Source organism: Pseudooceanicola spongiae (assembly GCF_014899185.1).
GTDB classification, from domain to species: Bacteria; Pseudomonadota; Alphaproteobacteria; order Rhodobacterales; family Rhodobacteraceae; genus Pseudooceanicola; species Pseudooceanicola spongiae.
The window spans coordinates 1,048,140-1,062,875 of record NZ_CP045201.1 but is presented as its reverse complement, the minus strand read 5'-3'; the positions used below and the strand labels follow the sequence as shown (position 1 = coordinate 1,062,875).

The 14,736-nt window shown below is 62.8% G+C and carries 14 protein-coding genes; 3 read left to right on the top strand and 11 right to left on the bottom strand.

All coding sequences use genetic code 11. The features are described from left to right. The first annotated feature begins 3 nt into the window (after positions 1-3). Positions 4-468, top strand: coding sequence for a DNA polymerase III subunit chi (locus F3W81_RS05000; protein WP_193082550.1), 465 nt, complete (start codon positions 4-6; stop codon positions 466-468). Positions 469-621: 153 nt separating this feature from the next. On the opposite strand, the gene hflX is transcribed toward F3W81_RS05000, so the two are convergent. The 6 genes from hflX to F3W81_RS04970 form a co-directional block, all read right to left on the bottom strand. Continuing rightward, positions 622-1,893 (bottom strand): GTPase HflX, encoded by a 1,272-nt coding sequence (hflX, locus tag F3W81_RS04995; RefSeq protein WP_407692473.1) that lies wholly within the window; start codon positions 1,891-1,893, stop codon positions 622-624. Continuing rightward, on the bottom strand, positions 1,893-2,132 hold the full coding sequence (hfq, locus tag F3W81_RS04990) for an RNA chaperone Hfq (RefSeq protein WP_193082548.1): 240 nt from the start codon (positions 2,130-2,132) through the stop codon (positions 1,893-1,895). The genes hflX and hfq overlap by 1 nt, the downstream gene beginning before the upstream one ends. 128 nt (positions 2,133-2,260) lie before the next feature. Next, positions 2,261-3,793: a TrkH family potassium uptake protein gene (locus F3W81_RS04985; RefSeq protein WP_193082547.1), complete on the bottom strand. Its 1,533-nt coding sequence runs from the start codon at positions 3,791-3,793 to the stop codon at positions 2,261-2,263. Positions 3,794-3,810: 17 nt separating this feature from the next. Beyond that, positions 3,811-5,187 (bottom strand): Trk system potassium transporter TrkA, encoded by a 1,377-nt coding sequence (gene trkA / locus F3W81_RS04980; RefSeq protein WP_193082546.1) that lies wholly within the window; start codon positions 5,185-5,187, stop codon positions 3,811-3,813. Positions 5,188-5,308: 121 nt separating this feature from the next. Beyond that, the gene (locus tag F3W81_RS04975; RefSeq protein WP_193082545.1) at positions 5,309-6,256 is read right to left on the bottom strand and encodes an aldo/keto reductase; all 948 of its coding nucleotides are present in this window, start codon (positions 6,254-6,256) and stop codon (positions 5,309-5,311) included. A gap of 83 nt (positions 6,257-6,339) precedes the next feature. Then, positions 6,340-8,820: a penicillin acylase family protein gene (locus tag F3W81_RS04970; RefSeq protein WP_193082544.1), complete on the bottom strand. Its 2,481-nt coding sequence runs from the start codon at positions 8,818-8,820 to the stop codon at positions 6,340-6,342. Positions 8,821-8,946: 126 nt separating this feature from the next. Here F3W81_RS04970 and F3W81_RS04965 point away from each other — a divergent pair, with 126 nt between their 5' ends. Beyond that, entirely contained in the window at positions 8,947-9,819 is an 873-nt protein-coding gene (locus tag F3W81_RS04965) for an NAD(P)-dependent oxidoreductase (RefSeq protein ID WP_193082543.1), read from the top strand. 110 nt (positions 9,820-9,929) lie between these two features. Here the strand turns inward: F3W81_RS04965 and F3W81_RS04960 are convergent, their stop codons facing one another. Genes F3W81_RS04960 through F3W81_RS04950 form a run of 3 tightly spaced genes read right to left on the bottom strand, consistent with a single transcriptional unit; the run spans position 9,930 to position 11,573 of the window. Further along, positions 9,930-10,262 carry a DMT family transporter gene (locus tag F3W81_RS04960; protein WP_193082542.1) on the bottom strand — a complete coding sequence of 111 codons (333 nt, stop codon included), beginning with the start codon at positions 10,260-10,262 and terminating at the stop codon, positions 9,930-9,932. A 10-nt stretch (positions 10,263-10,272) separates the two neighbouring features. Continuing rightward, complete coding sequence (locus F3W81_RS04955; RefSeq protein ID WP_193082541.1) at positions 10,273-10,887, bottom strand: YitT family protein; 615 nt, start codon at positions 10,885-10,887, stop codon at positions 10,273-10,275. Between the two features lie 59 nt (positions 10,888-10,946). Then, positions 10,947-11,573 carry a YitT family protein gene (locus F3W81_RS04950; RefSeq protein WP_193082540.1) on the bottom strand — a complete coding sequence of 209 codons (627 nt, stop codon included), beginning with the start codon at positions 11,571-11,573 and terminating at the stop codon, positions 10,947-10,949. 262 nt (positions 11,574-11,835) lie between these two features. Here F3W81_RS04950 and F3W81_RS04945 point away from each other — a divergent pair, with 262 nt between their 5' ends. Continuing rightward, positions 11,836-12,396 (top strand): type 1 glutamine amidotransferase domain-containing protein, encoded by a 561-nt coding sequence (locus tag F3W81_RS04945; protein ID WP_193082539.1) that lies wholly within the window; start codon positions 11,836-11,838, stop codon positions 12,394-12,396. Positions 12,397-12,492: 96 nt separating this feature from the next. On the opposite strand, the gene F3W81_RS04940 is transcribed toward F3W81_RS04945, so the two are convergent. After that, positions 12,493-12,999 carry a hypothetical protein gene (locus F3W81_RS04940; RefSeq protein WP_193082538.1) on the bottom strand — a complete coding sequence of 169 codons (507 nt, stop codon included), beginning with the start codon at positions 12,997-12,999 and terminating at the stop codon, positions 12,493-12,495. Positions 13,000-13,379: 380 nt separating this feature from the next. Then, positions 13,380-14,594: an NADP-dependent isocitrate dehydrogenase gene (locus F3W81_RS04935; RefSeq protein WP_193082537.1), complete on the bottom strand. Its 1,215-nt coding sequence runs from the start codon at positions 14,592-14,594 to the stop codon at positions 13,380-13,382. Positions 14,595-14,736 lie beyond the last annotated feature (142 nt).

Sequence of the window (14,736 nt, the reverse complement as noted above, 5' to 3'; positions counted from 1 at the left end):
GCCATGGGCGAGGTCTATTTCTACCACCTGACGTTTTCCTCGGTGGACACGGCCCTGCAAAGCCTGCTGCCCCGCGCCATTGGTGCGGGCTGGCGCGTCGCGGTGCGCGGTCAGGATGCTGACCGGCTCGACTGGCTGGATCAGAAACTGTGGCTCGGGCGGGACGAGGATTTTCTGCCCCACGGCCAGGACAAGGACCCGCACCCCGAGCTGCAGCCGATCCTGCTGACCCTCGGCGTGGCGGCAAATGATCCCGACTGCGTGATGAGCATCGACGGCGCCGCCCTGAGCGCAGAAGAGGTCACGGCGGCAAAACGCACCTGCATCCTCTTCGACGGCACCGACCCCGAGGCCGTGGCCCATGCCCGCAACCAGTGGAAAACACTCACCGGCGCTGGCTGCGCCGCCGTCTATTGGTCCGAGGATTCGGGGCGATGGGAAAAAAAGGCGGAGAGTTCTGCCCGCTGAGACCTTCCTTTTCGGTTTCCCTGTTGCAAATATCCTCCGCGAAGCGATGGCGCATCGCGCCATTTGCGACCCAGGCAAGATCTGGTCCGGCTCTGCCGGACCAGGCCTCCGGCGGGGATATTTCAAGACAGGGAAACCAATAGAGGACTCGTGTCAGAGGTCGCGGAACCGCGCTGACTGGCGCGCTGTCCAGAGGACATCGACTTCGGTGGCCTCTTCTGTCTGGCGCTCGGCTTGCACGACACCTTCGCGAAACAGCCAGGCGCGTTCGCGTCCGGCACTGAAGGCCAGCGTCAGTGTTGTCTCGTGGCGCTCGGAATCCAGGGTCGTCGTGACCATTTCGAGAAGGCGTGGCAGGCCGAACCCGGTGATCGAGGAGATCGCGAGCACGCCCTCTTCGCGTTCCGCGCGCAGGGCGAGGGCATGGGCCTTTTCTTCGCCCAGCAGGTCGATCTTGTTCCAGAGCTCCAGCACCGGGATGTGTTCGGGCATGCCGAGGTTAGAGAGGATATCCTCGACGTCGGCCTTCTGCTCTTCCGTCTCGGGGTGCGAGATGTCGCGGACGTGCAGCACCAGATCGGCCTCGAGCACCTCTTCCAGCGTGGCGCGGAAGGAGGCGACGAGCTGTGTCGGCAGGTTGGAGATGAAGCCCACGGTGTCGGAGAGGATGATCTCAGCACCGGTATCGAGCTTGACGCGACGCATGGTCGGGTCGAGCGTGGCAAAGAGCATGTCTTTCGCCAGCACATCGGCACCGGTCAGCCGGTTGAACAGGGTCGATTTGCCGGCGTTGGTGTAGCCGACGAGCGCGACGATCGGGAAGGGCACCTTGGCGCGCCCGGCGCGGTGCAGCTCGCGCGTGCGCACGACCTTGCCGAGCTGGCGTTTCAAGCTGATGATCTGTTCGTCGATGGCACGACGGTCCGCCTCGATCTGGGTTTCGCCGGGGCCACCGACGAAGCCGAGGCCGCCACGCTGACGCTCAAGGTGGGTCCAGGCGCGCACGAGGCGCGTGCGCTGATAGGACAGTGCTGCCATTTCCACCTGCAGCACGCCTTCGCGCGTGCGGGCGCGGTCCGAGAAGATCTCGAGGATCAGCCCGGTGCGGTCGAGGATCTTGACGTTCCAGGCCTTTTCCAGATTGCGCTGCTGCTTGGGGCTGACGGGTCCGTCGATCAGGACCAGCTCGGCCTCGGCGGCCGCGAACATGGCCTTGAGTTCGAGTACTTTGCCCGAGCCGAAGAGGGTTTTCGGCTGCGGGGTGGCCAGACGGACGACTTCGGAGCCAACGACTTCAAGCCCCGGCAATGCGAGGGCAAGGCTTGTGGCCTCGCCCAGAGCATAGATCGGAGCGTGGCGCGTATCATCGCGCCGCATGTCGGGGTGGATCACGAAGGCGCGTGTCGACGCTGCCTCATGCGGGATCAATTGTTGTCTTCGCCTTCATAGAGAGAGATCGGCTGCGACGGCATGATCGTGGAAATTGCGTGCTTGTAAACCAGCTGTGCCTGGCCGTCGCGGCGCAGCAGCACACAGAAATTGTCGAACCAGGTGATCACACCCTGCAGCTTGACGCCGTTAATCAGGAAGATGGTGACCGGAACCTTGGTTTTGCGGACGTGATTCAGGAAAGCATCCTGGAGGTTCTGTCTGTCGGAAGCCATTCTCGCTAAGCCTTTTTTTCTTGTTAATTGCCGGTGGCGGCTTTTCAGATCTTTTCATGATTATGGAGTGCCGGCGGGCAAGTTTAAACCCCCCTAAACCGCAATGTTGACCCTTGGGTCGCTTTTCGTCAATCGCGCCACAGATCGGGGTTGAACAGGGCGATGATCGCCAGCAGCTCCAGGCGGCCCAGAATCATGATGCCGCTGAGCACCATCTTGGCGCCGGCGGGCAGAAAAGCGGTGGCAATCGGCTCGGCTCCGCCATGGATCGTGACGGGGCCGGTGTTCGAGAGCGCCGCGACGGCCAGCACCGTGGCCTGCTCGAAGTTGATGCCGAACAGGGCCAGCAGCGCCATGGAAGCCGAGAGGCTGAGCGCGAAGAGCATGAAGAAGACCCAGGCGTGGAACGCCCCGTGGCGGCGGATGCGACGCCCGGCGATGCCGGTGCCGCTGACCGAGGAGGGATGGACCAGACGCTCAAGCTCCTGCTTGCCGTTGAGGTATAGCGCGTAGACGCGCAGCAGCTTGACGCCGCCCGCCGTGGTGGCGACGCCGCCGCCGATCATCGCGAGGCCCATGAGGATCATGCCGGGGGTCGACAGGCCCGACCAGGCCTGCGCGGTGTCCCAGTGGGTGCTTTCCCAGCCGGTCGTCGTCAGGAACGACAGTACGGTGAACATGCTGCCCCAGAGCGCGCCGAAGCCGAGCCAGATATCCTCGCCCGAGTCGACGTCAAAAGCGGCGATCCAGTGGCGCAGGAACAGCAGCAGCGGCACGGCGATGACGATGGCGAGGCCCATGCGGAATTCAGGATCGCGGTGCAAGCCGATGCGCGAAGTGACGGTGTCGGACGAAAATGCGACCCGCGACAGGGCGAAGAGCATGAACAGGGCAATGGCGATTTCGCCCGAGACGCCCGAGGCGGCGTTCTGCGTGCCACCAATCGGCGAGATCCCGGAGGTGGAGAGCGTCGACATCGCATGGGTCAGCGCCACCAGCGGCTTGTCGCCCGCGATCAGCAGCGCGACCCAGAGCGTGCCGGTCAGCCCGACGTAGATCGGCCCGAGGTGGACGCTGCCGCGCACCATGCGGCGGATGACGCCCGCGCGCTGAAACCGGTCGATGCGGGTGTCGCCCTGTTCGCGCCCGGCTGCCGTCACCTCGAACCCGCCGAGCGAGAGGGGGGCCATGACGGCGGCGGCCGCCACCCAGATCAGGAAACCGCCCATCCAGCCGACCTGAGCGCGCCAGAGGTGCAGCGGGGCCGTGAGGCGACGGGGATCGTCGAAAAAGGTCATGCCGGTGGTGGTGAAACAGGAGACCATCTCGGCGTAGGCATTGACGAAGCGGGTGTCCTTGAGGCTTTCCCAGAACGGCAGGGCCAGCAGGACCGGCAGCAGCAGGAAGGCCGCAAACAGCGACAGCAGCGCATAGAGGTCGGTGCGCCCGGTGATCAGGAAGGGGCGATTGCCGCGCGCCACAGCCACCAGAACCGCCCCGGAGGTGCCCAGCAGCGAGGTATAAAAGAAGTTGCGCGCGGTCAGGAATTCCTCCTGCACCAGAGCCACGGCGGCGGGCAGCAGCATCGACACCGACAGGAAGACGAAGAGCACCAGAAACAGCGGCAACCCTTCGATCGTGTTATGGATTGGCTTGCGCATATGCTGCGAGCCGGGCCCTAGAAGTAGTCGATGGAGACTTGCAGCAGCCGCTCCACCTCTGGCACGTCGTTGGCGAGGGCGAAGATCACGATGGTGTCGCCTTCGTCGATCACCATATCCGCGCTTGGCCTGATCACGTTGCCGTCCTTCATCACGGCGCCGACCAGCACACCTTCGGGGAAGGCGATGTCGCGGATCATCTTGCCGGTCATCGGCGAGGTCGACAGGACTTCGGCCTCGATCACCTCGGCCTCGGCGTCGCCGATGGAATAGACGCCGCGCACACGGCCATGGCGGATGTGGCGCAGGATCGAGGACACGGTGGTCGAACGCGGGTTGATATAGGCGTCGATCCCGAGCGGGCCGAGCAGGGGCACCAGCGTGGGATCGTTGATCAGGGCAATCGCCATCGGACAGCCAAGGGATTTGGCGCGCACGGCGGTCAGCATGTTGGTCTTGTCATCGTCGGTGACGCAAAGGATGGCATCGGCGCGACCAATCCCGGCCTCGGCCAGCAGCGCGGAATCAAGGCCGTCGCCGTTCAGCACGATCGTGCGTTCCAGCGCGTCAGCGGCGAGTTCGGCACATTTGCGGTTCTTCTCGATCACCTTGGCGCGGATGCGGCGGCCCTTTTCCTCAAGCGCCTTGGCGACGGTCAGGCCGACATTGCCGCCACCGACGATGACAACGCGTTCCTGCTGGCGGTTGGTCTTGCCGAAGACCTCAAGCGTGCGCGAGATGTCATCGGTATGGGCGCAGACATAGCATTCGTCCTGTGGAAAGATCTGGTCGTTGGGATCGGGGGCAAACAGGCGGCCTTCGCGGCGGATGCCGACAACGACCGCGCGCAGGGTCGAAAACAGGTCCGTCAGCTGGCGCAGCGGCGTGTTGACCACAGGGCAATCGTCGTCAATCGTGATGCCCAGCAGTTGCGCCTTGCCGTCAAGGAACTGCTCCACGTCAAAGGCGGCGGGCGCGGCAAGACGTTGCAAAGCGGCCTCGGCCACCTCAAGCTCGGGCGAGATCACGACGTCGATGGGCATGTGATCGCGGCGGTAGAGGTCGGAATAGATCGCATCGAGGTAGGAGCGCGCGCGCAGCCGGGCGATCTTGCGCGGCACCGAAAACACCGAATGCGCGACCTGACAGATCACCATATTTACCTCGTCCGAGAAGGTCGCGGCGATGATCATATCGGCGTCGCGCGCGCCGGCGCGCTCAAGAATATCGGGATAGGAGGCAAAGCCTGCAATGCCCTGCACGTCGAGCGTATCTGTTGCGCGGCGGACCAGGTCGGGATTGTTGTCCACAACGGTAACATCGTTGTTTTCGCCCGAAAGATGGCGGGCAATCTGCCAGCCCACTTGTCCGGCTCCGCAGATGATGACCTTCATGTCTGCATGTCCTGCTGCCTCTGGAAGACCTGAATGGCAGAGAGGGGCATGGGGGTCAATTCAATTCCCCATACCCCTCGCTGCCACGCAGAAAGGGTGGCTTTTTCGCCCCTGTGCGGGCTCAGAGCGTCGCGTCGAGCGCCGCCATCGCCTCGTCCGACAGATCCAGCGTCGCGGCCTTGATCAGGCTGTCGAGCTGGGCGGGTTTCGTCGCCGAGGCAATCGGAGCCGTGACACCGGGTTTCTGGCGCAGCCAGGCGAGGGCGATCTCGGCCTGTGTCGCGCCCGTGTCGGCCGCGATTGCGTCCAGTGCGGCGAGGATTCGCATGCCCCGGTCGTCGAGGTATTTGCCGACCATGCGGGCACGTTCGCCGCTGACATCATCCTGGCTGCGGTACTTGCCCGACAGAAAGCCCGACGCGAGCGAGAAATAGGTGATCACGCCGATGTCGTTGTCGATGCAGTAGTCGGCCAGCGGCCCCTCGAACGTGCCTCGGGCGTGGAGGTTGTATTCGGGCTGCAGCACGTCATAGCGGGGCAGGCCCGCATCGGCGGCGGCTTTGGCGGCACGCTCCATCTGCGCGCGGTCGCGGTTCGAGGTGCCAATGGCACGGACCTTGCCGGCCTTCAGCAGCGCGTCAAAGGCGGTCAGGGTTTCCTCGTCCGAGGTGTCTTCATCGGGCCAGTGCGAGAGGTAGAGGTCGATCACATCGGTCTTGAGGCGCGACAGCGAGTTCTCAACCGCCTTTTCGATCCAGGCGGCCTTGAGGCCCTTTTCGCCCTCGCCCCCCATGTCCGAGCCGACCTTGGTGATCAGCACGACGCTGTCGCGCTTGCCGGGATTGGCCGCCAGCCAGTTGCCGATGACCGTCTCGCTCTCGCCACCCGAATTGCCGTCGGCCCAGCGGGAATAGACATCGGCGGTGTCGATGGTGTTCAGTCCGGCCTCAACCATCTGATCGAGCAGGCGATAGCTGAGCGGCTCGTCCGCCGTCCAGCCGAAGACGTTGCCGCCGAACACGATGGGAGAGGTCATCAGGCCGGTTTTGCCTAAGGGAAGAGATTTCATGGCGTGCTCCTGTAGATTCCGTGTCTGGCCTAAGATTTAGGTCTGGTCCTAGCATCTAGCGCGTCTGCGCCAGAGGCAAACGGCTAGGGCGCGGCGGGGTTGAGATGGGTGATGCCCACGGCCGCCGCCCGTGCCAGCGCCGTATCGAGCGACATCGGGATATATTCACCGCGCCGCCACAGCTGCGCCAGGTCGTCATAGTGGCGTGACAGCGGGTGCCCGGATTGCCCTGTCGAGGTGATGAAGACCGAACTGTCGGGATCGGCGAAGTCATAGACCCCGCGATACCCCGCGCCGTGCACGTTGAGATAGGGATCACTGCCGGTGCCTTTGGTCGCGCCGCGCATCAGCGTATTGTCGCCGCCCGAGGTGCTCTGGCGGATGTTCACGAAGTAGCGCAGGATCGGGATATTGCCGAGCGTCGGGTGATCCTGCGCCGCCTGGTGCACATCGCCCCAACGCAGCGATTCCAGGTTGTCGCCATAGCGTTCGGAGATCCAGATCAGCGCAGCATCAAGGCTCTGGCGGGCGATATCTGTGCAGGTCTCGACCGGGGTCGACTGGATGATGTCGCACCAGCGCGAGGCGCCATCGACGTCACGGAACACCCGTTCGATGAACACCGGCTGCACATGGGTGAAGTCATCGGCCACGGGGCCCAGTTCATCGCGGATCAGACGGTCTTGCAGGGCAGCAACCCAGGCGGCGTAGATCAGCGGCTCGGGCATATGCTCGTTCATCTCACCGTTCCATTCGGCCAGCAGGGTCAGCGCATCCTGCCGCAGACGTTCCGGCGTGCCCTTGGGGGCGGGTTCGCCGGTGAACCACAGATCCTTGCCGATCAGCGGCAGCAGGGTGCGCGCGGTAAAAGACACGGTGTCGAGCTGCGCCTCGATGAAGCTGTCGCGGGTGTGCACCTGACGCGATTGCATCAGCCGTTGCAGGCGGTGAATGCGCTGCGTGTCGCCCCAGTCGAAGGTGACGTGGTAGGGGAAAGGGCGATCCACCGTCTTGTTGTTGGTATTGCCCAGAATACCGCTCTCGGGAGAGATGATCTCAGGGTTGTCGGCATTCGGCAGGATGCCTTTCCAGCGGTTCTCGGCGCGCCATCCAAGGCTCGGCATGCGGCCCTGGCTGTCGTGAGCGGGGTCGCGTTCCGGCATGGCGCCGATGGTCTTGAAGGCGATGGTGTCGGCATCGGCCAGCATCAGGTTCTGCGAGGGCGCGATCTGAACTTTCGTCGCCTCGATCGCCTGTTGGACGTTGCGGGCATACATCAGCTCGACCCCGGCGGTCAGGGTCGTGTCGTGATCCGACAGAGCGGTCCAGTTGACCGAGGCGACATAGCCCGGAGGCGTGACGGTATCGAGGTTGTAATGGCTGCCGGGCAGCACCGGGCCGTTGTCGGTCCAGCGCAGGGTCAGGGTGACGGGGGCTTCGTCCTTGATCTCGATGATCGACTTGCGGGTCTTGAAGCGTTTCCAGCCGTCAGGCGTGCGGTATTCCTCGGTATTCTCGGGGTTTATCTCCTCCATATAGACGTCGAGGTCGTCAAGGTAGGACGAGGTCAGCCCCCAGCCGAGGAAATGCGAGCGCCCGGTCAACACGGAGGGAATGCCGGGAATCGTGCCGCCGATGACGCCACCCTGCTGCAGCTCAAGCCGCGCGAGGTACCAGATCGTCGGGGCGGTGAAGCCGAGGTGCGGGTCGTTCGCCAGCAGTGTCCCCCCTGAGGCCGAGCGCGAGGGCGCGGCGGCAAAGGCGTTCGAGGCACCCTCAAGCCCCGGTGCGGGAAACGGGCTCAGCGGACTATCGGGCAGGCCGGGGCCGCTGGACTGCGCGAAGCGGTTCAGCTCTTCGCCGGGCACGAGGCTGGCGTAATCGGGCAGTTCGGCGATGCCCTTGCCCGGAACGTCGGGCAGGATATCGGCCAGCATCTTGCGATCCGGCAGGGCGAGAGAGACACGCGCCCGCTCAATCTCGGACGAGAGACTGCCCGAGAGCTGGACCGCCATCAGCTTGCCGATGGCAATGGAATCAGCGGGTTGCCAGGGTGCTACGGGGACGTTGAACAGGAACATCTCGGGCGCACCGCGCCCCAGAGCGTCACGGTTGATCTCGTCCAGGCGCGCGTTGACGCCTGCAGCATAGGCGTTCAGCGCGGTCGTGGTGCGCGCATCCTGTGCGGCGACTGATTTGATGGCGAGGGCATAGAGGTCATAGCGGCGCATCAGCTTGTCGATGGCCAGAGTGCGCATGCCGAAGACCTCTGACAGGCGGCCCTGCACGGTGCGGCGCATGGTGATCATCTGCCAGAGGCGATCCTGCGCATGGGCATAGCCCAAGCCGAAATAGACGTCCGCGTCGGACTTGCCGAAGATATGAGGCACGTTGGCATTGTCGCGCACGATCTCGACGGGGGCGGAAATACCCTTGACGCTCAATGTCTTGTCATAGTCGGGCAGGGACCGGGACGCGAGGTAGTAGACCCCGGAAACGGTGAGAACGGAGAGAATGATCATGCCCCCCGCGATGCGGAGCAGCCATCGGAAAACACGTCTCATTCAGATCCCTTGCCTTGTCCCGGGCAATTCCCCGGCCTGTCGCCCGGCGATCGGGTCCGGCTCTTGCGTTCCGGGCCTCGGGCCGACACTACTTTGTGCGACTGCTGCAATACAAGGGATTGAACCATGGTGAAAGTCGCGTTTCTGGGATTGGGTGTGATGGGCTATCCGATGGCCGGTCATCTGGCCGCCAAGGGCCACGAAGTGACCGTCTACAACCGGACCACCGCCAAAGCGGAAGCTTGGGTGTCCGAGCACGGCGGTGCCTTTGCCACAACGCCAGCCGAGGCAGCCAAGGACGCCGATTTCGTGATGACCTGCGTTGGCAACGACGATGATCTGCGTGCGGTTTGCACCGGCGAGACTGGCGCTTTTTCCGGCATGAAGCCCGGTGCGGTGCTGGTTGATCACACGACAGTTTCCGCGAAGGTCACCCGAGAACTCTATGATATTGCCAAGGAAAAGGGCCTCGGGTTTGTCGATGCGCCGATCTCTGGCGGGCAGGCGGGGGCCGAGAATGGCGCACTGTCGGTGATGTGTGGCGGCGACGCCGATGTCTTTGCCAGCGCCGAGCCGGTGATTGCCGCCTATGCCAAGATCTGCCGCCTGATCGGCGAAAGCGGCGCGGGGCAGATCACCAAGATGTGCAACCAGATCGCCATCGCCGGGGCGGTTCAGGGCCTCAGTGAGGCACTACATTTCTGCCAGAAAGCCGGGCTGGATGGTGAAAAGGTGGTCGAGGTCATCAGCGCCGGGGCCGCGGGCAGCTGGCAGATGAGCAACCGCTACAAGACCATGCTGGCGGATGAGTTCGAACACGGATTTGCCGTCGACTGGATGCGCAAGGATCTCGGGATTTGCCTGAGCACCGGGGATGAGATCGGGGCCAGCCTTCCGGTGACGGCTCTGGTCGATCAGTTCTACAAGGACGTGCAGAAACTCGGCGGAGCGCGGTGGGATACTTCGAGCCTTATCAAGCGGTTGACCATGCTCTGGTAAGGTTTCCGGCCTGTCGACCGGGCCTCCGGCGGGAGTATTAAGAGCAAGAAGAAGGGGCGGTTGCGCGCCTTCTTCGCTGCTGTGCCTTCGGTGCGCCTTACCCGGGAGGGTCAGTGGGTCGTGGTGTTGGACAGGAGCTGGATCACGGCGATGCCGGCAAAGATCAGCCCCATGCCCAGAATCGCCGCGAGGTCGAGCTTTTGCCCGAACACGACAAAGCCGATGATGGCGATCAGGACGATGCCAAGTCCGCTCCAGAGTGCATAGACGACGCCGACGGGCAGGGTGCGCAGGGTCAGAGACAGGAAATAAAACGCCGCCGCATAGCCGATCACGGTGATCACCGCAGGGATCGGCCTGGTGAACTGCTGGCTGGCCTGCAGGGCGGTTGTGCCGATGGTTTCGGCAATCACGGCGATGATCAGCGTCAGATAGGTGGGCAATTCCGCCTCCTCAGGTGGCAACGTACCAGTCTTTGCGGTGGTTGATCGCGATGACCAGATTGATGACCAGTGCGCCGAGCAGCGACCAGATCACCGACATCAGCGGCAACACGAACAGCGCCGCCGCAAAGACGCAGGCGTCAAAGCATAGCTGGGTGTAGCCAGCCCGAAACCCCGTCTTATCCTGCAGATAGAGGGCGAGAATACCGACTCCGCCGAGCGACGCACCGTGCCGGAAGAGCGCCAGAAGGCCCGATCCGATGATCATCCCGAAGATCACGGCGCCGGTCCAGGGCGTCAGGGTGTCAAAACTGATCTGCGTGGCCAGAAACTTTGTCAGCACCGACAAAAGCGCCACGGCGATGAAGGTCTTGATGGTAAAGCGCAGGCCCATGCGGGAATAGCCGAGCCAGTAAAAGGGCAGGTTGAGCACAAAGAACACCGCCCCGAAGCTCCACCCCGTGACGTAGGAAATCAGCACCGCGAGGCCCGCAGTCTGGCCGGTGACAAGGCCGAGATGGGTCAGGATGACGATGCCGAGACCGGCCATGGTCGACCCGAACAAGATGCCCTGCACGTCTTCGAGCAAGGAGTGGTTGTGCGGTTTGCTGGTGTCATCGGTCATGGACTGCCCCTGTCGGTATTGCGGTTTGGTAAGCGGGGCGGGCCTTTGTGTCCAGCACTCTAGTCCGCGATATAGCGGTCGCGCCGGTGGTTGAAGGCGATCACGCCATTCAGGATCAGGGCTCCGAACAACGAATATCCCACGGTGCGCGTGTCAAATAGGAAAAACGCCACCGCAAACAACATCGCATCGACGATCAGCTGGACGTATCCGGCGCGAAATCCGGTGCGGTCCTGGATCAACAGGGCGATCACGCCGAGCCCGCCGAGGCTGCCCTTGTGGCGAAATACGCCGAGCAGACCATAGCCCGTCAGCACGCCAAAGATCGCTGTGCCCAGCACCGGGTTGAGGTAGTCAAACGACAATCCCAGCGGCATGTAGTCCACCGTCACCGAGAGGATCGTCACGCAAAGCATCGATTTTAGAGTGAACTCGGCGCCCAGGCGCTTCCAGGCGAGGGCGTAGAACGGCAGGTTGACCAGAAAGAACACCGGCCCGAAATCCCAGCCGGTCACATAGGCGATGATCAGCGCCAGGCCCGCGGTCTGCCCGGTCAGAAATCCGAGGTGGGTCAGGAACACCAGCCCGACCGAGGCCGTCAGCAGCGCGATCGAGAGGCCCTGCACATCCTCCAGAGGGGTGTGGTTCTGGCGGAGTTCATTCGGGATCGTCAGGGGAGAGGGCATGGGGCACCGGATAATAGGTCAGCATTGCTTCCTTTGTAATCGGGTGCGTGGGCGGGCGACAGCAAAATCAGGTCAGCGCGCGCTGTGACGTCGCGAAGCGGAGCAATTGTGCTGCAAGGATCAGCAGGTTCCTGCCTCTGGCCAATTCTTTGTGGAACGATGCGCGGCGGCAACGGTTGTGTTGCCGAGGGGCAGAGAACGCCCCGTCATGTCGGGCCAATCCGCCTGCATGACACCGGAAATAAAAGAGAAAGGTAACATCATGCCTAATATCAAAGACGCACGCATCCTGATCCTGTCCACCAATGGCTTCGAGCAGTCCGAGCTGGAAGTGCCGCGCGACCAGCTGCGCGCCAAGGGGGCGACCGTGCATGTCGCCACGCCCGACGGCACTCCGATCAAGGGTTGGGACGAAGACAATTGGGGCCGTGAGGCCGAGGCCGATCTGGCGATCTCTGGCGTCATGGTGGCTGACTATGACGCGCTGGTCTTGCCGGGCGGTCAGATCAACCCCGACATCCTGCGCACCATCCCCGAAGCTGTGGCGCTGGTGAAGGCATTTCACACCGCCGGCAAGGTGATCGGCGCGATTTGCCATGGGCCTTGGATGCTGGTCGAGGCTGATATCGTCAAGGGACGCGCCGTAACCTCCTATCCGTCGATCAAGACTGACGTGATCAATGCCGGCGGTCTCTGGGAGGACAGCCAGGTGGCCTGCGACAAGGGCATCGTGACCTCGCGCAACCCCGGCGACCTCGACGCTTTCGTCAGCAAGATTGCCGAAGAGATTGAAGAGGGCACCCATAACCGTCAGGCGGCTTGATCGCTGTCGCCGAACGGTTAGTCGACCCTTAACGTGGGTCTGACGGAAAGGCCGATCCCTTGGGGTCGGCCTTTTTTCATGTGCATCAGCAGAGGGTTAGCGGGCGCTCCAGACCATGCCAAGCTCTTCGTCGGCGGTCGAGGTGGCAAACAGGACAGGCGCTTTGTCGGCGCAGCACGACAGCAACGCGGGGTGGTGCCGCATCATGCCCTCCGTCAGGGAGAGATAGAAATCAGCGCCGCGGATCACGGTTTCGGGCAGCGCGCGTGTCGCCAGATCGGGCAGGTCAAAGTCGGCAAGACCCATATTGCGCCCGGCATTTGCCTGCCAAAGCTGGGCGCTGGCGAAGTTGCCATCCTCGATTTCCTGTTTGAAGTGGATGCGTGAGAAAGTGTTCATCCGCGCCACCACCTCGTCCGAATTGGAACGGGTATCGGCACTGACCGAGAGCGTGTGGCGGAACGGGCTGCAGTGCAGCGCCAGAGTCCAGATATCGGGGCGGTTGGTGGCGCGCAGGGCGCGGAGTGCATCCGCGATGACCTCGTCGATCAGGGTGTCGATCTGAAAGGCGTCCGTGCGCGGAAAATTGTGCAATGCCCGCATGATGTCCTCGTTCTGGTTGTCCTGCCTGAGCGTGGTAGGTAGCGCCGCGACGCAGGGCGGCGAGGGGCAGGAGTGCGAAAAGATGGTCGTGCAAAGGGCGTCTGAGAGACGGATTTCCCAGAGCATGAAATCGGTATTGGTGCCTGTTCCAGGGCCGCTCGCCGGCCCCGGAGTTAACTATTTAACGTTTTAGCAAGTTGCGGGTTAACGGTTGGTTACCCCGGCAAATCACACCGCTGTCTTACGTCGGTATCTTGACGGTATTGCGTCAGTGCAGGCCTTCGCCCCCGATCGGCGTGAATGCGCCGGTTCATGAATGCTAAAGGGGGCGTGCCCTGCGACACGCCCCCTGCAAATTTCGCGACCTGTCTGGGACAGGCTTAGCCCGCCAGCGCCTTGTTGAGGTTCTGATCGACCTTTTCGAGGAAGCCGATGGTGGTCAGCCAGCCCTGATCGGGTCCAACCAGCAGCGCCAGATCCTTTGTCATCGATCCGCTCTCGACCGTATCGACCACGACCTTTTCCAGCGTCGTGGCGAAGGTCATCAGGGCGGTGTTGTCGTCGAGCTTGGCACGGTGCTTCAACGCGCCGGTCCAGGCGTAGATCGAGGCGATAGAGTTGGTCGAGGTCGACTTGCCTTCCTGGTGCTGACGGTAGTGGCGGGTGACGGTGCCATGCGCGGCCTCGGCCTCGACAATCTGGCCATCGGGGGTCATCAGCTGGCTGGTCATCATGCCGAGCGAGCCAAAGCCCTGCGCCACGGTGTCGGACTGCACGTCACCATCATAGTTCTTCAGGGCCCATACGAACTTGCCGTTCCATTTCAGCGCGCAGGCGACCATGTCGTCGATCAGGCGGTGTTCGTACCAGATGCCGGCGGTCTTGAACTTGTCCTCGAACTCGGCCTCGAAAATCTCCTGGAACAGGTCCTTGAAGCGGCCGTCATAGGCCTTGAGGATGGTGTTCTTGGTCGAGAGGTATACCGGCCAGCCCAGCGACAGACCGTAGTTGAACGAGGCGCGGGCAAAATCGCGGATCGACTGGTCGAGGTTGTACATGCCCATGTAGACCCCGGCGGAGGGCGCATCATAGACGATCTTCTCGATCACGGTGCCGTCGTCGCCGACGAATTTCATCGTCAGCTGACCGGAGCCGGGGAAGGTGAAGTCGGTGGCCTTGTACTGATCGCCGAAGGCGTGACGGCCCACCACGATGGGCGAGGTCCAGCCGGGCACGAGGCGGGGCACGTTGCGGCAGATGATCGGCTGGCGGAAGACAACACCGCCGAGGATGTTACGGATGGTGCCGTTGGGCGATTTCCACATCTTCTTGAGGCCGAATTCCTCGACCCGCGCCTCGTCCGGGGTGATGGTGGCGCATTTTACGCCAACGCCGATCTCCTTGATCTTGTTGGCGGCGTCGATGGTGACCTGATCGTCGGTGCGGTCACGCTCCTCGATCCCGAGGTCGTAGTACAGCAGGTCGATATCGAGATAGGGCAGGATCAGCTTTTGCTTGATGAAGTCCCAGATAATGCGGGTCATTTCATCGCCGTCGAGTTCAACAACGGGATTGGCTACCTTGATCTTTGTCATGGGAAGGCTCCTTGCACCTGACAGGAATCGGGGTCTTTGGGGGGTTCTGCGCCTCCATAGCCTAAAGATTGGTGCACGAAAAGCTGTGTATGCCTTTGTATACTGAAATGTGATTGCGACAAATCGGCCCGGTTGGTGGCGC